The 19219-nt window shown below is 60.4% G+C and carries 13 protein-coding genes and 3 pseudogenes; 10 read left to right on the top strand and 6 right to left on the bottom strand.

All coding sequences use genetic code 11. From position 1 onward, the window contains the following. Positions 1-205 precede the first annotated feature (205 nt). From CKW19_RS23250 to CKW19_RS23240, 3 genes are all read right to left on the bottom strand, one after another. The gene (locus CKW19_RS23250) at positions 206-412 is read right to left on the bottom strand and encodes a hypothetical protein (protein WP_095060156.1); all 207 of its coding nucleotides are present in this window, start codon (positions 410-412) and stop codon (positions 206-208) included. 257 nt (positions 413-669) lie between these two features. Next, on the bottom strand, positions 670-963 hold the full coding sequence (locus CKW19_RS23245; protein WP_095060154.1) for a putative quinol monooxygenase: 294 nt from the start codon (positions 961-963) through the stop codon (positions 670-672). Positions 964-1086: 123 nt separating this feature from the next. After that, positions 1087-2520 (bottom strand): PLP-dependent aminotransferase family protein, encoded by a 1434-nt coding sequence (locus tag CKW19_RS23240; protein WP_095060152.1) that lies wholly within the window; start codon positions 2518-2520, stop codon positions 1087-1089. A 225-nt stretch (positions 2521-2745) separates the two neighbouring features. On the opposite strand from CKW19_RS23240, the gene CKW19_RS23235 reads away from it, so the two are divergent. Both CKW19_RS23235 and CKW19_RS23230 read left to right on the top strand, forming a co-directional pair. After that, positions 2746-3267, top strand: a complete 522-nt coding sequence (locus CKW19_RS23235; RefSeq protein ID WP_095060150.1) for a GNAT family N-acetyltransferase — start codon at positions 2746-2748, stop codon at positions 3265-3267. A 133-nt stretch (positions 3268-3400) separates the two neighbouring features. Then, positions 3401-3895 (top strand): hypothetical protein, encoded by a 495-nt coding sequence (locus CKW19_RS23230; RefSeq protein WP_095060148.1) that lies wholly within the window; start codon positions 3401-3403, stop codon positions 3893-3895. A 51-nt stretch (positions 3896-3946) separates the two neighbouring features. On the opposite strand, the pseudogene CKW19_RS23225 reads toward CKW19_RS23230, so the two are convergent. Then, positions 3947-4345, bottom strand: a pseudogene (locus CKW19_RS23225) (tetratricopeptide repeat protein); the annotation flags it as partial. Then, positions 4345-5028 (bottom strand): annotated as a pseudogene (locus CKW19_RS23220) (spermidine synthase); the annotation flags it as partial. The pseudogenes CKW19_RS23220 and CKW19_RS23225, both read right to left, overlap by 1 nt. A gap of 274 nt (positions 5029-5302) precedes the next feature. Here CKW19_RS23220 and CKW19_RS29220 point away from each other — a divergent pair. Beyond that, positions 5303-5654, top strand: a pseudogene (locus CKW19_RS29220) (hypothetical protein); the annotation flags it as partial. On the opposite strand, the gene CKW19_RS23210 reads toward CKW19_RS29220, so the two are convergent. Beyond that, positions 5622-6047 (bottom strand): YciI family protein, encoded by a 426-nt coding sequence (locus CKW19_RS23210; RefSeq protein ID WP_095060146.1) that lies wholly within the window; start codon positions 6045-6047, stop codon positions 5622-5624. The pseudogene CKW19_RS29220 and the gene CKW19_RS23210 overlap by 33 nt on opposite strands. A gap of 261 nt (positions 6048-6308) precedes the next feature. Between CKW19_RS23210 and tpx the strand changes: the two genes are divergently transcribed. The 7 genes from tpx (at position 6309) to CKW19_RS23175 (ending at position 19187) form a co-directional block, all read left to right on the top strand. After that, on the top strand, positions 6309-6809 hold the full coding sequence (gene tpx / locus CKW19_RS23205) for a thiol peroxidase (RefSeq protein ID WP_095060144.1): 501 nt from the start codon (positions 6309-6311) through the stop codon (positions 6807-6809). 179 nt (positions 6810-6988) lie between these two features. Further along, a complete protein-coding gene (locus tag CKW19_RS23200; RefSeq protein WP_095060142.1) occupies positions 6989-8305 on the top strand; it encodes an MdtA/MuxA family multidrug efflux RND transporter periplasmic adaptor subunit in 1317 nt (438 codons plus the stop codon). Next, entirely contained in the window at positions 8302-11406 is a 3105-nt protein-coding gene (locus CKW19_RS23195; protein WP_095060141.1) for an MdtB/MuxB family multidrug efflux RND transporter permease subunit, read from the top strand. Before CKW19_RS23200 ends, CKW19_RS23195 begins: the two co-directional genes overlap by 4 nt. Continuing rightward, positions 11403-14510, top strand: coding sequence for an efflux RND transporter permease subunit (locus CKW19_RS23190; RefSeq protein WP_095060140.1), 3108 nt, complete (start codon positions 11403-11405; stop codon positions 14508-14510). The genes CKW19_RS23195 and CKW19_RS23190 overlap by 4 nt, the downstream gene beginning before the upstream one ends. Beyond that, positions 14507-15976, top strand: coding sequence for an efflux transporter outer membrane subunit (locus CKW19_RS23185; RefSeq protein ID WP_095060139.1), 1470 nt, complete (start codon positions 14507-14509; stop codon positions 15974-15976). The genes CKW19_RS23190 and CKW19_RS23185 overlap by 4 nt, the downstream gene beginning before the upstream one ends. A gap of 297 nt (positions 15977-16273) precedes the next feature. Beyond that, a complete protein-coding gene (locus tag CKW19_RS23180) occupies positions 16274-18367 on the top strand; it encodes a bifunctional diguanylate cyclase/phosphodiesterase (RefSeq protein ID WP_095060138.1) in 2094 nt (697 codons plus the stop codon). 73 nt (positions 18368-18440) lie between these two features. Further along, positions 18441-19187: an SDR family oxidoreductase gene (locus tag CKW19_RS23175; RefSeq protein ID WP_095060137.1), complete on the top strand. Its 747-nt coding sequence runs from the start codon at positions 18441-18443 to the stop codon at positions 19185-19187. Positions 19188-19219: the final 32 nt, after the last annotated feature.

The raw sequence follows: 19219 nt of genomic DNA, 5'->3' as shown, positions 1-19219 counted from the left end.
CTGCGACCTGAAAGACCTGCTTGGCAAGATCGACCGCCACTGTCGTACAGGCCGACACATCGGTTGAAGACAGGGACTGTTTAAGCGTCGTATTCTTTTTCATGGACTCGCCCTCGCTGCCGTTGGCTTCTTAGACTGCCACCGTGGCGCATTGACGCCTCGGCGTGGGCGAGTCCATCCAATTACAGGGGGGCAGGGGCGGTCATCAGTTTTCCAGTGGGATCAGCACTTTTTCGTCCGGCGCCAATACCATGAACACCAGCAACCTGGCAGGTTGGGTCGCGCTGGCGTTTTTCAGCAATTCGTCTTTCAGCACCGTGACCTTTTCCGAAGGCTCATGGGCAAACACCGAGGCAGAAACCATTAGGGCCAGGGCGGCAAGAGGGGCAGCACAAAAGAGGACAACGTTCATGGTTCATCACCTGCGAGGGTTGGTCGTTGCAAACCACAGTAGTGCGCAAGCGGTAGCCGTTAAACAGCCAATATTCGGGAAGGAGAGGGGACCAATGATAGGGCTAAGGGGATCAACTGTGGCGAGGGAGCTTGCTCCCGCTGGGCTGCGCAGCGGCCCCAAGTCCAGCAGATGCGCAGGGTCAGGCACGCGGTTGCTTGATTTGCGTCTGCTGCGCAGACGAACGGGAGCAAGCTCCCTCGCCACAGGTGTTTTTTTTAAACGATCGGAAAACTATTGAAGTCCACGGCATTGGCCAACTGGCTGTCGATCAGACTGATAAAACCCTGCACTTCAGGGCGATCGAAGTGCGCATGCATGGCTTCTTCCGACTGCCAGCGGGCGCTGACGGTCCAGCGGTTGGTGTCCTCGGGGCAGCGGTCGACCATATAAGAATCACAGCCCGGCAGTTCACGCAGGGTGTCGACAATCTTTTGCAGTTGCTTACCCAGTTCGTCCGAGCGGCCGGCGGCGGCCTGCACCTGTACGGTATTGATCACTTCATGGGCCATTGTTCTCACTCCTGAATCAGGCCGGACGAATCCTGCTCATTGAGGGATCACGCCTATCCAGAATAGGCCCGCACCTGGGGACCGCCAATAGCCAATCGCCGGATAAAGCCGCAGGCGAATCGTTCAGGCCACCTGCTGCAGGATGTCGCGCAGACGGTCCAGGGCAATGTCGATATCAAGGGTTTCGATGGCGCCAAACCCGAAGAAAAGCCCGGCCCGTGGTGCTTCCTGATAGAAAAAGCTGTCGATGGAGTACAGGCTGACTTCGTTTTTTTTCGCCAGTTCGATCACCAAGGGAATATCCATCGGCACTTTGCACATCACCACCATGTGGAAACCCGCCGTGCTCGGCACCGCCTCAAGCCAGGGCGAGAGGTCGCCAGCCATGCGCGTCAGGATGCGGTCGCGGCGACCGGCATAGATCGTATGGCAGCGTCGAATGTGTTTGAGCAGGCAACCCTCGGCGATGAACTTGGCCAAAGCCCATTGCGGCAGGGTGGACGTGTGCAAATCGGTGAGCTGTTTGGCCCGCACCACGGCTTCGAGGATGGCCGGCGGCAGGATCGTGTAGCCCAGCCGCAGTTCTGGCAGCAGGGTTTTGGAGAACGTGCCGACGTACGCAACGATCCCGCATTCATCCATGCTTTGCAGCGAGTCGGTGGGCCGTCCTTCATAACGGAATTCGCTGTCGTAATCGTCTTCGATAATGATCGCGCCCAGTTCCTGAGCCTTGGCGAGCAACGCCACCCGGCGCGCCTGGCTCATGGGCATGCCGAGCGGAAACTGGTGGGACGGGGTGACATAGATCAGCCGAGTGCCGAGGGGGATTTTGTCGACCACAATGCCTTGGGCATCCACCGGAACGCCGATCACCGTGGCGCCATGGGTGCCGAACAACAGGCGTGCCGGCGGATAACCGGGGTCTTCCATGGCGACGATGCTGCCCGGACGGATCAACACCCGGGCAATCAGGTCCAGCGCTTGCTGCGCGCCGTTGCACACCACCACGTCTTCGTCCTGGCAAATGACCCCGCGAGAGAACGCGATGTGCCGTGCGATGGCGTTGCGCAGCGCCGGCAAGCCTTCGGGCAGGCTGTAATAGCCTTTTGATGCCGCAATCTGGCGCAATGCATGGGCGGTGCAGCGTCGCCAGTCATCGTGGGGAAACTGCCCCTTGGTGGTGGCGCCGCCAATGAAGTCGTAACGCAGCGAGCCCTCCAGCGTCGGGTGGCGCAAAAACACCGGCAGGTTGCGCCAGGATTCGATCACCTCACAACCGGCCAGCTCCGAGTGACTCTGCTTGTGCTGCACTTTCGACGTCCGTGCGTTGACGTAGGTGCCTTTGCCCACCACGCCGGTGAGGAAGTTTTCGTAGGTCAGTTGTGCGTAGGTGTCGGAAATGGTCTTGCGCGAAATGCCCAGTTGTTCGGCCAACAGGCGACTGGGCGGCAGTTGCGCCCCGGCTGCCAGGCGACCGGTCTCGATGGCGCTGCGCAGTTGGTTGTACAACTGGCCGGCGAGGTCTTTGCGGCCATTGATGACAACATGTAGTTCCATACCGCCAAGCTCCGGAGCAATTGAGGCGCGTGTGCGTCGCACCAGATTACCCTCATCCGTGTGTTGTCCAGAAGTTGCGTCGCGTAATGGCCTGATTGCCGGTCTGAAAATTGAGGCCAATCAAACCTGTGGGAGCAAGCTCGCCCCCAGATTTTTATAATCGCCACAACATTAGATAGCGGTATAGAGTGAACAGCCATGTCTGTATCAAGGATTGAATCACTCATGCCCACCACCGATCCCGTCATCACCCTCGAACGCTTCAGCGAATCGCACATCGAGGGTATTACCGCGCTTTACAACGATCCGTTGATAGGTCGTCAAACCCTGCAAATGCCGTTTCAATCCACCGAACTCTGGCGTAAACGCCTGGCTCAGGATCACGAGCGGTTGGTGAAAGTTGTGGCCCTGCATCAAGGGACCGTGATCGGCAACATCGGCCTGGAACAGTATTCGCGCAGTCGTCGTAGCCATGCCGGCAGTTTCGGTATGGGCGTCGCCGTCGCGTGGCAGGGCAAGGGTGTCGGTTCGAAGTTGCTGGCGGCGGCGCTGGATATCGCCGACAACTGGATGAACCTGCACCGGGTCGAGCTTTCGGTGTATGCGGACAATGAAGCGGCCATCGCGCTGTATCGAAAGTTTGGCTTCGAAACTGAAGGCCTGTTTCGTGACTACGCCGTGCGCGATGGCGTGCTGGTGGACACCTTTAGCATGGCACGCCTGCGTCACAAGCCACAGGCGGTTTGAGTCAAACGCCTGGTGCGAGGTTTGCCTTGGGCATTCAGCCGGAGGTGCCGCTCACGCGTTTAGTCGTACGCGTGCGGCGCGCATCTGCCATGCTCAACCTCCGTAGCACCGCTCCAATCAAAGGAACACCGCAATGGACGATGTACAGCAACTGGGTGAAATGCTGCGCCACTACGCAGAAAGTGAAGCGCATAAAAAGCAATTGTTCGAGTCTCAGTCGGCGGTTTGGGCGGCGCGCATCAGCGAGCTGTTCGATCAGATCGAGCAATGGCTGGCGCCGGTGCAGGCGCCGAGTCTGCTGGAGGTGAAACGCGACGCGTATGTCGCCTCGGGCCCCAGCATTCCGGTTGAGACATCGACCTTCAAGACCGAGAAACTGTCCATCGTGATTACCGGTAAACCGGTGGAATTTGTTCCGGAAGTGATGGGCACGGGCGGCCAGGTTGCTTTGGGGATCGCGGGCTTGACGGCTGCGCGCCTTGGCAGCGTTTCACTGGTTTGCCAACCACCGGCCAATAGTTGGCAATGGCGCAAGACCAATGGTTTGAAAGATCCGGATGTCTTCGAGTTCGATGCGAATTTTCTGGCGCAGCAGTTGCAAGGCTTGATTCCCCGCAACCGCATTTGACTGTTCCAGAGATGAGCGCTGCGCCCGCTTCTACAGGTAGCGGGCCCCGGCTCACTTCAACGCCGGATCACCCATGTTCATTTTCTTCCAGCCTTGCAACAGCAGCTGGGCTTTCGGTTCCTGGCCGTTGTCGGGGTAGCACTGGATCAGCGACAACCGCGCATTGCGGTTGGCCGGTTGCACTTTGAGCAATCTTTCCAGTTCCTCGCAGGCCTGATCGACCTTGCCACTGTCATGCAGCGCCACCGCCAGCACGTAACCGAACTGGGCGCTTTGTGGCTCCAGTTGTGCGGCTTTGCGCAGGAAAGGCATGGCCTGATCCGATTTGCCAGCCCGCACCAGTGACAAACCCTGGGTGTGTTGCAGCAGGGCAGCGTCGGGATGGTCCTTGAGGCTTTGCGCCAGCAACGCCTGAGCGTCCTGACCACGGCCATTGGCCTCCAGCCATTCACTTCATAACCCAGCGCGACGCCACCGGCGATGGAGTACAGCCACAGGGCCAGGCGATCGGTCGTTTGCTCTGCGTGATGCTTGAACGGAATTTCAACTGGAGCCTGGCGCTGACGCTGGAACCACAAGGCACCGGCCGCCGCGAGCAGGGGCCCGGCGACGGCCCTGGCGGTATTGGCGGCATAGAGTTGGCCACCGGCCTTGCCCAGGTGTTGCGGGTCGCTGGTCAGCGAGCGAACCAACACCGGCAAGGTGCCGCCCATCAGCAGCGCGGGAATGCCCACCAGCGCAAACGGCAACACCCAGACCAGCGGCCCGATCTGTTGTTCCAGCCAGGCAAACGGACTGGCCGCCAGACTCATGGCGAAAGTCGCACCTACGCCAAGTACGGCCACCAGCACTTCCAGCCCGGCGTACAACAGCACCGGTTGTTGCATCCGGTCGGCCCAGCGTCCAAACAGCAAACCGCCCAACGCCAACCCGGCAAAAAATGCACTGATCCCCGTGGTGATGGCGTACACCTCGACGCCCACCACCAACGACAACTGCTTGATCCACAGCACCTGGTACACCAGCGCCGCAGCACCGGAGACGAACAGCAGCAGGGCGGGCATCAGCAGCGCAGGGGAGACGACATCAGGGGCAGGTATGGCCGACGACTTGCTGGCGACACGTGAGGGCATGGATTTGTTGCCTTTTGCCAATTTCGACGTAAACACAAACCTTGTAGGAGCTGGCTTGCCAGCGAAAGCGGTGGTTCAGTCAGTATCTATATCGACTGTAAAGACGACTTCGCTGGCAAGCCAGCTCCTACAGGGGTTGTGTTCGCATTTCATAAGTGAGTCCGCTCGCCGGTGTCTTCGATCTTGCCGTTGGCGAAGCTGTGGATCACGCCGCGCGGAGTGTTGGCCTTGACGAAGGCCGCGTCGTCCTTGGGCCAGTACGGACGCTCGGGTCTCGATCACCGAGGACCTGAAAAACTCGGCCAGCAAAATCGACTGCACCTTTCCGGGCAATGGATCGGGTGGCTGGCATTGTTGCCGGCCCTGTTGGCATTGGTCTGGTTCACCCGCCCGCTCGTAAATCGCGCCTGCCTGGCCTGGCAAGCGCGACTCAGCGCCCGGCACGCTGCCTGGCTGGAATCGGCCGACTCAGCCCGCGCCTGCAAACGTTCCTGTGCGCCTGTTACGGCCGCGAGCCGGCCAGTGATCAAGCGTTGCTTCAACTCAAGCAATCCTTGTCTACGCTGCATAGTCAGGCTGAACGCAACAAAGAATCAGTTCTTCTTCGCCTGTTCCCAAACCCGCTCTTCCTGCTCCCTCAGTTCCGGCGTGAATTCAGCGCCAAAATCTTCGGCTTCAAACACCTGGCGAATTTCAATCTCGGCCTCGGTGCCCGGCATTGGGTTGGGGCAACGCTTGACCCATTCGATGGCTTCTTCTTTTGACTTCACCTTCCACAACCAGAAACCGGCGATCAATTCCTTGGTTTCAATGAACGGTCCGTCGATCACTGAGCGATTTTCGCCCGAGAACTTCACACGGGCACCTTTACTGCTCGGGTGCAGGCCCTCGCCCGCGAGCATGATGCCGGCCTTGACCAGTTCTTCGTTGTAGTTGCCCATGGCGGTCAGGAGTTCCTGGCTGGGCATCACGCCGGCTTCAGAATCGGGGCTGGCTTTGATGATGATCATGAATCGCATGGTGGTGTCTCTGCTGGATTTTTGAAGATTCGCTGGATAGTCGAACGGCTCCTGCTTGAATCGACAACACGGCCCGCTAATTTTTTGGCCGCCGCTCCCACAGGGTTTTGTGTTGTTCAAAGGAAGGAGGGCGGCAAGTTGTATCCAATTATTGTCGCCGATGCGTGACAATTTGTTTTTGCCATAGGTCGTAGGACAATTTCGTGGTTAACTTCTGCCTCGTCAAAAACTCTCCACCACCACGTCAGAAGGACTCCGTTCATGGCTCAAGTCACTCTTAAAGGCAACCCGGTTCAAGTCAACGGCCAACTGCCTCAAGCCGGCTCGAAGGCGCCAGCCTTTTCCCTGGTTGCCGGCAATCTGTCCGACGTCACCCTGAAAGACTTTGCCGGCAAGCGCAAAGTGCTGAACATCTTCCCAAGCGTCGATACCCCGACCTGCGCCACTTCCGTGCGTCAGTTCAACGCCAAGGCCGGCGACGTCGCCAACACTGTCGTGCTGTGCATCTCCGCTGACCTGCCGTTCGCCCAAGCCCGTTTCTGCGGCGCCGAAGGCCTGGAAAACGTACAGAACCTGTCGACCCTGCGCGGCGCCGAGTTCATCGAAAACTACGGTGTTGCCATCGCTGACGGCCCGCTCAAAGGCCTGACCGCCCGTGCCGTTGTGGTACTGGACGAGAACGACAACGTGCTGCACAGCGAGCTGGTTGGCGAAATCGCTGACGAGCCGAACTACGAAGCGGCACTTGCTGTTCTGAAATAAGCGTAGCTTTTACACTTATTAACGGCCTGGCTCTGTCCAGGCCGTTTTCATTTGTGCTTCAGTGTCTTACAGAAAACTCCTGTTACGTAAGCCGAAGGTAAATTGCCGGTAAAGGCGCTTTGCTTAAGAGCCGCCAGTGCTTATCGTTCAGCCTCATGTAAAACAAGCCCACGCGCCCAATGGTTGATCTCTCAATGCAATCCTCCGCTTCCCGTAATCCCCGTCGCTGGCTGTTTGGCCTGCTCGTCCTGTTGGTCATCGCCGCCCTGTGCTGGAAGTTCTGGCCCGATGGCGCTGTCCCGAAAGAAGGGGCGGGACAGAAAGCCACGGCCGGGCACACTGGCCGGCCGGGCGGGATGCGGCCGGGGTTCGGCGGTGCTTCAGGGCCGGTTCCGGTGCGCGTCGCCCCGGCGGTCAAGGGTGATTTCCCGCTGTACTACAAGGCGCTGGGCACCGTCACGGCGTTGAACACCATCAATGTGCGCAGCCGCGTTGGCGGTGAACTGATGAAGATCAATTTCGAAGAGGGGCAGATGGTCAAGGCTGGCGACCTGCTCGCCGAGATCGATCCGCGTCCGTACCAGAACGCCTTGCTGCAGGCTGAAGGCACCTTGTTGCAGAACCAGGCGCAATTGAAAAACGCCCAGGTCGATGTCGAGCGCTATCGCGGCCTGTACCGCGAAGACAGCATCGCCAAGCAAACCCTGGACACCGCAGAAGCGCTGGTCGGTCAATACATGGGCACGGTCAAGACCAATCAGGCGGCGGTCAACGACGCCAAGCTCAATCTCGAATTCACCAAGATCCGCGCACCCATTGCCGGACGCGTCGGCCTGCGCCAATTGGACGTGGGTAATCTGGTCGCGGCGAACGACACCACGGCGCTGGTGATCATCACCCAGACCCAGCCGATCAGTGTGGCCTTCACGCTGCCGGAAAACAGCCTCGAAACCGTGCTCGCCCGTTATCGCAGCGGTGCCAAACTGCCCGCCGAAGCCTGGGATCGCGGTGACACCAAACTGCAAGCCACTGGCGTATTGCAGAGCCTGGACAACCAGATCGACGTCACCACCGGCACCCTGAAATTCAAGGCCCGCTACGAGAACCGCGATCAGTCGCTGTTCCCCAATCAGTTCGTCAACGTTCGCTTACTGGCCGATACGCTCAAAAACGTCGTGTTGGCACCGTCCGCCGCGATCCAGTTTGGCACCAACGGCACGTTCGTCTATGCCCTCGACGGTGACAAAAAGGTCAAGATTCGCCAGTTGAAAATCGGTGCCAGCGACGGCACCAACACCGTCGTCACCGAAGGCCTGGTCGCAGGTGATCGCGTGGTGCTGGAGGGCACTGACCGTCTGAAGGAGGGCAGTGAAGTCGAAGTGGTCAACGACAGCCAGGACGTACCCGCCACGCCAACCGGACAGCTGCAAGGCAAGTCGGCAGCCACTGCGCCTGAGCCGGCAACCACCGACAAGGCGAAAAAGGGCGGCGCATGAATCTCTCGCGGCTGTTCATTCTTCGCCCGGTAGCCACCACCCTGAGCATGCTGGCCATTATCCTGGCCGGTATCATCGCTTATCGGCTGCTGCCGGTGTCGGCACTGCCTCAGGTCGATTACCCGACCATTCGCGTCATGACGCTGTACCCCGGCGCCAGTCCGGACGTCATGACGAGCGCCGTGACCGCGCCGCTGGAGCGGCAGTTCGGGCAAATGCCCGGCCTGACGCAAATGGCATCCACCAGTTCCGGCGGTGCGTCGGTGCTGACCCTGCGTTTCAGCCTCGACATCAACATGGACGTGGCCGAGCAGCAAGTGCAGGCGGCGATCAACGCGGCCACTAACCTGCTGCCCAAGGATTTGCCGGCGCCACCGGTGTACAACAAGGTCAACCCGGCCGACACCCCGGTACTGACCCTGGCGATCACCTCCAAGACTATGCTGTTGCCCAAGCTCAATGACCTGGTCGACACGCGCATGGCGCAGAAAATCGCCCAGATCAGCGGCGTCGGCATGGTCAGCATTGCCGGCGGTCAACGTCAGGCGGTGCGGATCAAGGTCAACCCCGAGGCGCTGGCCGCCAATGGCCTGAACCTGTCGGACGTGCGCACCCTGATCGGCGCGTCCAACGTCAACCAGCCCAAAGGCAACTTCGACGGCCCGACCCGGGTGTCGATGCTCGATGCCAACGACCAACTGACCTCGCCGAAGGATTACGCCAACCTGATCCTGGCTTACGCCAATGGCGCGCCGTTGCGGCTCAAGGACGTCGCGGAAATCGTCGACGGTGCCGAAAACGAGCGACTGGCCGCGTGGGCCAATGAAAATCAGGCCGTGCTGCTGAACATCCAGCGTCAGCCCGGCGCCAACGTCATCGAAGTGGTCGACCGGATCAAGGCCCTGTTGCCAAGCATCACTGACAACCTGCCGGCTGGTCTCGACGTCGTGGTACTGACCGATCGCACCCAAACCATCCGCGCCTCGGTCAAGGACGTGCAGCACGAATTGCTGATCGCCATTGCCCTGGTGGTCATGGTCACGTTTCTGTTTTTGCGCCGGGCCAGCGCGACGATCATTCCGTCGGTCGCCGTGCCGTTGTCGTTGATCGGCACGTTCGGCGTGATGTACCTGGCGGGGTTTTCGGTCAATAACCTGACCCTGATGGCGCTGACCATCGCCACCGGTTTTGTGGTGGACGACGCAATCGTCATGCTGGAGAACATTTCCCGCTATATCGAAGAGGGTGACAGCCCGCTGAACGCGGCGCTCAAGGGCGCCAAACAGATCGGTTTCACCCTGATTTCCCTGACCCTGTCGCTGATTGCGGTGCTGATCCCGCTGCTGTTCATGGCCGATGTGGTCGGGCGGTTGTTCCGTGAGTTTGCGATCACCCTGGCGGTGGCGATCCTGATCTCCCTCGTCGTTTCCCTGACCCTGACCCCGATGATGTGCGCACGCTTGCTCAAGCGCGAACCCAAGGAAGAAGAGCAGGGCCGTTTCTACCGCGCCAGCGGTGCGTTCATCGACTGGATGATCGCTGCCTACGGGCGCAAGTTGCAGTGGGTGCTCAAGCACCAGCCGCTGACGTTGCTGGTGGCTATCGGCACGTTGGCGCTGACGGTGGTCCTGTACATGGTGGTGCCCAAGGGCTTTTTCCCGGTACAGGACACCGGCGTGATCCAGGGGATTTCCGAGGCGCCGCAATCGATTTCCTTTGCGGCCATGAGCGAGCGCCAGCAGGAACTGGCCAAGGTCATCCTTGCCGACCCTGCGGTCGAGAGCCTGTCGTCCTACATCGGCGTGGATGGCGACAACTCGACACTCAACAGCGGTCGCCTGCTGATCAACCTCAAGTCTCACAGCAATCGCGATCTGACGGCGCCCGAGGTGATCGCTCGTCTGCAACCGGAAGTGGACAAACTGGTGGGCATCCGCCTGTTCATGCAGCCGGTGCAGGATCTGACCATCGAGGATCGCGTCAGCCGTACGCAGTACCAATTCAGCATGTCGTCGCCGGATTCAGAACTGTTGAGCCAGTGGAGCGGGCGTCTGGTGGACGCCCTGGTAGATCGCCCGGAGTTGACCGATGTCGCCAGCGATTTGCAGGACAAGGGCTTGCAGGTCTATCTGGTGATCGACCGTGATGCGGCCTCGCGGGTCGGGGTGTCGGTGTCGAACATCACCGATGCGCTGTACGACGCTTTTGGTCAGCGACAGATTTCGACGATCTACACCCAGGCCAGCCAGTATCGCGTGGTGCTGCAATCGCAGTCGGGTGAAAAGATCGGCCCGCAGGCGCTTGACCAGATCCACGTCAAGACCACCGATGGCGGACAGGTGCGCCTGTCCAGCCTGGCGCACATCGAAGAGCGCCAGGCACAACTGGCGATCACCCACATCGGCCAGTTCCCGGCGGTGATGATGTCCTTCAACCTCGCACCCGGCGTGGCATTGGGGCATGCGGTGGAGATCATCGAGCAAGTGCAGAAGGACATCGGCATGCCGATTGGCGTGCAGACCCAGTTCCAGGGCGCGGCCGAGGCATTCCAGGCGTCGTTGTCGAGTACCTTGCTGCTGATTCTGGCGGCGGTAGTGACCATGTACATCGTGCTCGGTGTGCTCTACGAGAGCTACATCCACCCGATCACCATTCTCTCGACCCTGCCATCGGCGGCGGTCGGTGCGCTGCTGGCGTTGATCCTCAGCGGCAACGACCTGGGCATGATCGCGATCATCGGCATCATCCTGTTGATCGGCATCGTGAAAAAGAACGCGATCATGATGATCGACTTCGCCCTCGACGCCGAGCGCAATCAGGGCATGGACCCGGAAACGGCGATCTACCAGGCAGCGCTGTTGCGTTTCCGACCGATTCTGATGACCACCCTGGCGGCGTTGTTCGGTGCGGTGCCGTTGATGCTGGCCACCGGTTCTGGCGCGGAGCTGCGTCAGCCGTTGGGTCTGGTGATGGTGGGTGGCTTGTTGCTGAGCCAGGTGCTGACCCTGTTTACCACCCCGGTGATCTACCTGTATTTCGACCGCCTCGGTCGCCGCTGGGGGCGCAAACCTGAGTCCGTGGAAGCGGTAGAGCAGCCATGAACCTGTCCGGACCTTTCATCAAACGCCCGGTCGCGACCATGTTGTTGAGCCTGGCAATCATGCTGCTGGGTGGGGTGAGCTTCGGCCTGTTGCCAGTTTCACCGCTGCCGCAAATGGACTTCCCGGTGATCGTGGTGCAAGCCAGCCTGCCCGGTGCGAGCCCGGAGGTCATGGCGTCGACCGTGGCCACGCCGCTGGAGCGTTCCTTCGGCGCCATCGCCGGGGTCAACACCATGAGCAGCCGCTCCAGCCAGGGCTCGACCCGGGTGATCCTGCAATTCGACCTGGACCGCGACATCAACGGCGCGGCGCGGGAAGTGCAGGCGGCGATCAATGCCTCGCGCAACCTGCTGCCCAGCGGGATGCGCAGCATGCCGACCTACAAGAAGGTCAACCCGTCCCAGGCGCCGATCATGGTGCTGTCGCTGACTTCGGACGTGCTGGAAAAAGGCCAGCTCTACGACCTGGCCTCGACCATCCTGTCCCAGAGCCTGTCGCAAGTGCAGGGCGTGGGCGAAGTGCAGATCGGCGGCAGCTCCCTGCCGGCGGTGCGCGTCGAGCTCGAGCCGCAGGCGCTGAACCAGTACGGCGTGGCGCTGGACGATGTGCGCAACACCATCGCCAATGCCAACGTGCGCCGACCCAAGGGTTCGGTGGAGGACGGCCAGCGTTTATGGCAGGTGCAGGCCAACGACCAGTTGGAAAAAGCCAAGGACTACGAGTCGCTGATCATCCATTACGCCGACGGCGCGGCCCTGCGTCTGAAGGATGTGGCCAAGGTCAGCGATGGCGTCGAAGACCGTTACAACAGCGGTTTCTTCAACGACGACTCTGCGGTACTGCTGGTGATCAACCGGCAGGCCGGTGCCAACATCATCGAGACCGTCAACGAGATCAAGGCCCAGTTGCCGGCGTTGCAGGCCGTGCTGCCCGCCAGCGTCAAACTGAACCTGGCCATGGACCGCTCGCCGGTGATCAAGGCCACGCTGCACGAAGCGGAAATGACCCTGCTGATCGCCGTGGCGTTGGTAATCCTGGTGGTGTTCCTGTTTCTCGGTAACTTCCGCGCCTCGCTGATCCCGACCCTGGCGGTGCCGGTGTCGCTGGTGGGTACCTTTGCGGTGATGTACCTCTACGGTTTCTCGCTGAACAACCTGTCGCTGATGGCGCTGATCCTCGCCACGGGGCTGGTGGTGGACGATGCCATCGTGGTGCTGGAAAACATCTCCCGGCACATAGACAAAGGCGTGCCGCCGATGAAAGCCGCGTACCTCGGCGCCCAGGAAGTCGGTTTCACGTTGCTGTCGATGAACGTCTCGCTGGTGGCGGTATTCCTGTCGATCCTGTTCATGGGCGGCATCATTGAAAGTCTGTTTCGCGAGTTTTCCATCACCCTCGCGGCTTCCATCGTGGTGTCGCTGATCGTTTCGCTGACCCTGACACCGATGCTCTGCGCCCGCTGGCTCAAGCCGCATACGCCGGGGCAGGAAAACCGGCTGCAACGCTGGAGTCAGAGCGCCAACGAGTGGATGGTCGGTAAATACGCCACGAGCCTGGACTGGGTGTTGCGTCACCGGCTCCTGACGTTGCTCAGTCTATTCGTAACAATTGGCGTTAATATCGCGCTGTATGTTGTTGTTCCTAAAACATTTCTTCCGCAACAAGATACAGGACAGCTGATCGGTTTCGTGCGCGGTGACGACGGTCTGTCGTTCAGTGTGATGCAGCCGAAAATGGAAATCTTCCGTCGTGCGGTGTTGAAGGACGAGGCGGTCGAAAGCGTTGCCGGTTTCATCGGCGGCAGCAACGGCACCAATAACGCCTTCATGCTCGTGCGCCTGAAACCGATCAAGGAACGCAGCATCTCGGCGCAGAAAGTCATCGAACGCTTGCGCAAGGAAATGCCCAAGGTGCCGGGTGCGCAGTTGATGCTGATGGCCGACCAGGACCTGCAATTTGGCGGTGGCCGTGAGCAAACCTCGTCCCAATACTCCTACATCCTGCAGAGTGGCGATCTGAGCGCGTTGCGCGAGTGGTATCCGAAAGTCGTGACGGCGCTCAAGGCCTTGCCGGAGCTGACGGCGATTGATGCCCGCGAAGGGCGGGGTGCCCAGCAAGTGACGCTGATTGTCGATCGCGATCAAGCCAAACGCCTGGGCGTCGACATGGACATGGTCACCTCGGTGCTGAACAACGCCTACAGCCAGCGGCAGATTTCGACGATCTACGACAGCCTCAACCAGTACCAGGTGGTGATGGAGGTCAATCCGAAGTACGCCCAGGACCCGATCACCCTCAAGCAGGTTCAGGTGATCACCGCCGACGGTGCGCGAATTCCGTTGTCGACCATCGCCCATTACGAAAACAGCCTGGAAAATGACCGGGTCAGCCACGAAGGCCAGTTCGCCTCGGAAAGCATTGCCTTCGACATGGCTGCGGGCGTGACCGTGGAGCAGGGCAGTGCCGCCATTGAGCGTGCGATTGCCAAGGTCGGCCTGCCGGAAGACGTGATCGCGAAAATGGCCGGCACGGCCGACGCCTTCGCCGCGACCCAGAAAAGTCAGCCGTGGATGATTCTCGGCGCACTGGTGGCGGTGTATCTGGTGCTGGGTGTGCTGTATGAAAGCTACATCCACCCGCTGACCATTCTTTCGACGTTGCCTTCAGCCGGGGTTGGCGCGCTGCTGTCGATCTATGTGCTGGGCGGCGAATTCAGCCTGATTTCGTTGCTCGGGTTGTTCCTGCTGATTGGTGTGGTGAAGAAAAACGCCATTCTGATGATCGACCTGGCGCTGCAACTGGAACGGCATCAAGGGCTGGAGCCGCTGGAGTCGATTCGCAGTGCCTGCCTGCAACGTTTGCGGCCCATTCTGATGACCACGCTGGCGGCGATCCTCGGTGCCTTGCCGTTGTTGCTGAGCCGCGCCGAAGGCGCCGAGATGCGCCAGCCCCTGGGCCTGACGATCATCGGCGGGCTGATTTTCAGCCAGGTCCTGACCCTTTACACCACTCCGGTGGTTTACCTCTATCTCGACAAACTGCGCCATCGCTTCAACCGCTGGCGTGGGGTGCGTACCGATGCTGCTCTGGAAACTCCGCTATGACTGACCGTTCGCTTATCCATTTGGCCACTGTACGGGGCTCGCGATTGTTGAGCCTTTCACTGTGCATGGTCATGCTCAGTGCCTGCGCCATCGGCCCGGACTATGAGCGTCCGCAAGCCGCCGATCCCGTGCAGTACAAGGCTGCCGAGGGCTGGAGCCAGGCCAATCCGAGTGATGCACTCATTCGCGGCGCGTGGTGGGAGTTGTATGGCGACCGGCAGCTCAATGGCCTGGTCGAGAAACTCAACAGCGCCAACCAGACCGTGGCGCAGTCCGAAGCCCAGTACCGTCAGGCCCAGGCGCTGGTGCGCAGTGCGCGGGGGGCGTTTTTCCCGACAGTGGACCTGTCGCTCGGGAAAAATCGCTCCAGCCAAGGCACCGGCAGCAGTAGTTCGAGCCTGACCAGTTCTTCCAGCGGTATCCGTGACACCTACACCGCCGAGGCAGGTGTGAGTTGGGAAGCGGATGTCTGGGGTAAATTGCGTCGCGGTCTGGAAGCCGACACCGCCAACGCCCAGGCCAGTTTCGCCGACCTGGCGGCCATGCGCCTCAGCCAGCAGTCGGAGTTGGTGCAGAACTATCTGCAATTGCGCGTGATCGACGAGCAGAAACGCTTGCTGGAAGCTACCGTCGAGGCATATCAGCGTTCGCTGAAAATGACCGAAAACCAGTATCGCGCCGGGGTTTCCGGCAAGGACGCGGTGGCCCAGGCGCAAACGCAGCTCAAGAGCACCGAGGCTGATCTGGTTGACTTGATCTGGCAGCGCGCCCAGTTCGAGAACGCTATCGCGGTGTTGATCGGCTTGCCGCCGGCCGAATTCGGCCTGGCCGAAACCCGAGACATTCCGCAGTTGCCACAGGTGCCGCTGAACCTGCCTTCGCAGCTGCTGGAGCGGCGTCCGGACATTGCGTCCGCCGAACGCTCGGTGATCGCCGCCAACGCCAACATCGGCGTGGCGAAGGCCGCTTACTACCCGGACTTTACGTTGAACCTGAACGGCGGCTATAGCAGCAGCACTTCGAAAGATTTGTTCAGTGTGCCCAACCGCTTCTGGTCGGTCGGCCCGCAACTGGCGATGACCTTGTTCGACGGTGGCCAGCGCTCGGCGGAAGTCGATCGCAGTGAAGCCGCCTACGATGAGACCGTGGCCAAATACCGCCAGACTGTGCTCGACGGTTTGCGCGAAGTGGAAAACTACCTGGTTCAACTCAAGGTGTTGCAGGATGAAGCCGTCGTGCGCCAGCAGGCGCTGGATGCGGCCCGTGAGTCGCTGCGATTGACTCAGAACCAATACAAGGCCGGTTTGATCGCCTACCTCGATGTCGTGGTGACCCAGGCTTCGGCGCTGAACAATGAGCGCAGTGCACTGGATCTGCAGCAAAGTCGACTGATCGCCAGTGTGCAGTTGATTGCCGCGCTGGGCGGCGGGTGGGATGGGCAGCTTGATGTAAGCGACACCAAGTGACAACACTGGGTGAGGCTGCTTTTCTGTGGCGAGGGGGCTTGCCCCCGTTGGGCTGCGAAGCGGCCCTCGAAATTATCAGTCAGCCAGCATTTTGCGACCGCTTCGCGCTCGAACGGGGGCAAGCCCCCTCGCCACAAAGGGGTCTGGCTCGGTCACTCCAGCAGTAAAACAAGCGTTTCATCGGACTAATGGCCTTTTGCTTATATTGTGAGTGCGTTCCCTTTTGGAATCAGTACAATCGTGCCATTTGCACCCCCGAGAACGGACGCAATACGGCGGTGATTTCGAGACGTCTCCATGCTCATCGGTAGCTATTCACCCACGCTGGTCATCATTTCCCTCTGTGTAGCGATTCTCGCGTCCTATACCGCGCTGGACCTCACCGGTCGCATTGCCACCGCCAAGGGGCGGGCCGTGCATTTATGGACGACGGGCGGCGCCATCGCCATGGGTATCGGCGTGTGGTCGATGCACTTTATCGGCATGCTCGCGTTCAAGCTGCCGATTGACCTGGGGTACGACATCGCCCTTACGTCGCTGTCCTTGTTGATCGGTGTGCTCTCCAGCGGTTTCGCCCTGTGGCTGGTCAGCCGGCCGAAACTGCCGGCCTGGCAATTGGGGTTCGGCGCGCTGGTGATGGGCGCAGGAATCAGCGCGATGCATTACACCGGCATGGCGGCGATGCGCATGCAGCCGGGGATCGATTACGACCCGACGCTGTTTGGCGCCTCCTTGCTGATCGCCGTGGGCGCTTCGGGTGCGGCGTTGTGGATCGCCTTTCACCTGCGCCAGCACACGCCTCATGTGCGTTTGATCCGTGGTGGCGCCGCCGTGATCATGGGCATTGCCATTGTCGGCATGCACTACACCGGCATGGCCGCGGCGCGTTTTGCCGACGGCAGTTTTTGCGGGGCGGCGGTCAATGGTTTGAACGGCAATGGCCTGGATAATCTGGTGCTGATCACCACGCTGGCTGTGTTGAGTATTGCCTTGCTGACGTCGATCCTCGATGCGCGTCTGGAGGCCCGCACCGCCAGCCTGGCCCTGTCGCTGACCGAAGCCAACCGTGAGCTGACCCAACTGGCCCTGCATGACACCCTGACCGGGCTGCCGAACCGGATACTGCTCGCCGACCGTATCGATCAGGCCATGTCACGGGTGCAGGAAGAGGGCGGCTGTTTTGCCTTGATGTTCATCGATCTGGACGGGTTCAAGCCGGTCAATGATGCCTTCGGACATCACATGGGTGATCTGTTGTTGTGTGAGGTGGCCGCGCGTCTGCGTGAAGACTTGCGCAGTCACGACACCCTGGCGCGGATCGGCGGTGATGAGTTTGTGTTGCTGGTGCAGTTGAACGAGCAGGACGACGCTTTGAACCTCGCGGCGCGTCAGGTCAGTTTGATCGCACGGTCCTTCCGCGTCACCGAGCATGATCTGCACATCTCCGCCAGCGTCGGTATCGCGCTCTTCCCGGGCAACGGCCAAACTGCCCAGGATTTGCTGATGAACGCCGACGCGGCGATGTATCACGCCAAAGGGGCGGGTAAAAACGGTTATAGCTTCTTCGATGTCTCGATGAACAGTAATGCGCGCCGGCAATTGCAACTGCTGCAGGATTTGCGCAACGCCCTGGAGCTTCGAGAGTTCAGCCTGTATTACCAGCCGAAGTTCGATGCCAGCAATGGCCAGCCAATCGGTGCCGAGGCCCTGCTGCGCTGGCAACACCCGACCCAGGGGATGCTGTTGCCGGACAAGTTCATCGATCTGGCGGAAAAGACCGGCCTGATCATTCCAATTGGCGAGTGGGTGCTCAATGAAGCTTGCCGACAAATGCGCGAGTGGTACGTGCTGGGTTACACCGACTGGCGCATCGCGGTGAACCTGTCGGCCATCCAGTTCTGTCACGCCGGTCTGGTGCAGAGCGTCGCCAAAGCCCTGGCCACGCACCATCTGCCGGCCAACAGCCTGACCCTGGAAATCACCGAAACCACCGCCATGAACGACGCCGATGCCAGCATGACCGTGCTTCAGGAACTGTCGGACATGGGCGTTGACCTGTCCATCGATGACTTTGGCACCGGTTATTCGAGCCTGATGTACCTCAAGCGCTTGCCGGCCAATGAGCTGAAGATCGATCGCGGATTTGTCCGTGACCTGGAACGTGACAGCGATGATGCGGCCATTGTCTCGGCCATCGTTGCGCTGGGTCAGGCGTTGGGGTTGCGCATTGTTGCCGAGGGTGTGGAAACCGGTGTCCAGCAGGACTTCCTGACTCAGCTGGGGTGCGATTCGCTGCAAGGCTACTTGCTCGGCCACCCGTTGCCGGCTGAGCACTTCATGATGGAAATCCACCGTGCAGAGCAGCTCGTCGCCAGTCAAGTGTTGATGTGAGGCCATGCAAAACTCTGAATCACGGTTATTCTGAACCTCGACTGCTTACGCTTGGACTGGGGGAAAAGCTCGCATGGATAAAGTCATCGTCATTACCGGCGGCAGCCGCGGCATCGGTGCTGCCACCGCCCTGTTGGCAGCCTCGAAGGGCTATCGGATCTGCATCAACTATCTGGCCGATGAGCAGGCCGCTCACGCTGTGCTGGAGCAAGTCCGCGCCCTCGGCGCGCAAGCCATCGCGGTGCGCGCGGATGTCAGCATTGAAGACGAAGTCATCGCGCTGTTTAACCGGGTGGACGCCGAACTGGGGCGGGTCACGGCACTGGTGAACAACGCCGGCACGGTCGGACAAAAGTCCCGGGTCGAGGAAATGTCCGAATTCCGTATTCTCAAAATCCTCAAGACCAACGTTCTGGCGCCGATGCTGTGCGCCAAGCACGCGGTCCTGCGCATGTCGCCCAGACACGGCGGGCAGGGCGGCAGCATCGTCAATGTGTCGTCGGTGGCGGCGCGCCTGGGGTCACCCAATGAATATGTCGACTACGCCGCCTCCAAAGGTGCGCTGGACACCTTCACCATCGGCCTGTCCAAGGAAGTGGCGGGTGAGGGGATTCGTGTCAATGCGGTGCGCCCTGGCTACATCTACACCGATTTCCATGCGTTGAGCGGCGATCCGGATCGGGTCAGCAAGCTCGAATCAGCCATTCCGATGGCGCGGGGCGGGCGGCCGGATGAAGTGGCGGAAGCGATTGTCTGGTTGTTGTCGGACAAGGCGTCTTATGCGACGGGGACGTTTGTTGATTTGGGGGGTGGGCGCTAAACCCCGGGATTGGTGTTGTCAGTGCCGGCCTC

Origin of the sequence: Pseudomonas sp. Irchel s3f7, from assembly GCF_900187615.1 — a bacterium.
In the GTDB taxonomy this organism is placed as follows: domain Bacteria; phylum Pseudomonadota; class Gammaproteobacteria; order Pseudomonadales; family Pseudomonadaceae; genus Aquipseudomonas.
Note: the sequence above shows the minus strand (reverse complement) of the source record. Positions and strands in the feature narration are given on the sequence as shown.

What these genes read in the sequence shown, in the direction of transcription:
- CKW19_RS23185 (WP_095060139.1), top strand. Translation starts at nt 14,507, where the DNA reads ATGACTGACCGTTCGCTTATCCATTTGGCCACTGTACGGGGCTCGCGA.
- CKW19_RS23245 (WP_095060154.1), bottom strand. Translation starts at nt 963, where the DNA reads ATGGCCCATGAAGTGATCAATACCGTACAGGTGCAGGCCGCCGCCGGC.
- CKW19_RS23190 (WP_095060140.1), top strand. Translation starts at nt 11,403, where the DNA reads ATGAACCTGTCCGGACCTTTCATCAAACGCCCGGTCGCGACCATGTTG.
- CKW19_RS23210 (WP_095060146.1), bottom strand. Translation starts at nt 6,047, where the DNA reads ATGCGATTCATGATCATCATCAAAGCCAGCCCCGATTCTGAAGCCGGC.
- CKW19_RS23235 (WP_095060150.1), top strand. Translation starts at nt 2,746, where the DNA reads ATGCCCACCACCGATCCCGTCATCACCCTCGAACGCTTCAGCGAATCG.
- CKW19_RS23250 (WP_095060156.1), bottom strand. Translation starts at nt 412, where the DNA reads ATGAACGTTGTCCTCTTTTGTGCTGCCCCTCTTGCCGCCCTGGCCCTA.
- CKW19_RS23180 (WP_095060138.1), top strand. Translation starts at nt 16,274, where the DNA reads ATGCTCATCGGTAGCTATTCACCCACGCTGGTCATCATTTCCCTCTGT.
- CKW19_RS23175 (WP_095060137.1), top strand. Translation starts at nt 18,441, where the DNA reads ATGGATAAAGTCATCGTCATTACCGGCGGCAGCCGCGGCATCGGTGCT.
- CKW19_RS23230 (WP_095060148.1), top strand. Translation starts at nt 3,401, where the DNA reads ATGGACGATGTACAGCAACTGGGTGAAATGCTGCGCCACTACGCAGAA.
- CKW19_RS23195 (WP_095060141.1), top strand. Translation starts at nt 8,302, where the DNA reads ATGAATCTCTCGCGGCTGTTCATTCTTCGCCCGGTAGCCACCACCCTG.
- tpx (WP_095060144.1), top strand. Translation starts at nt 6,309, where the DNA reads ATGGCTCAAGTCACTCTTAAAGGCAACCCGGTTCAAGTCAACGGCCAA.
- CKW19_RS23200 (WP_095060142.1), top strand. Translation starts at nt 6,989, where the DNA reads ATGGTTGATCTCTCAATGCAATCCTCCGCTTCCCGTAATCCCCGTCGC.
- CKW19_RS23240 (WP_095060152.1), bottom strand. Translation starts at nt 2,520, where the DNA reads ATGGAACTACATGTTGTCATCAATGGCCGCAAAGACCTCGCCGGCCAG.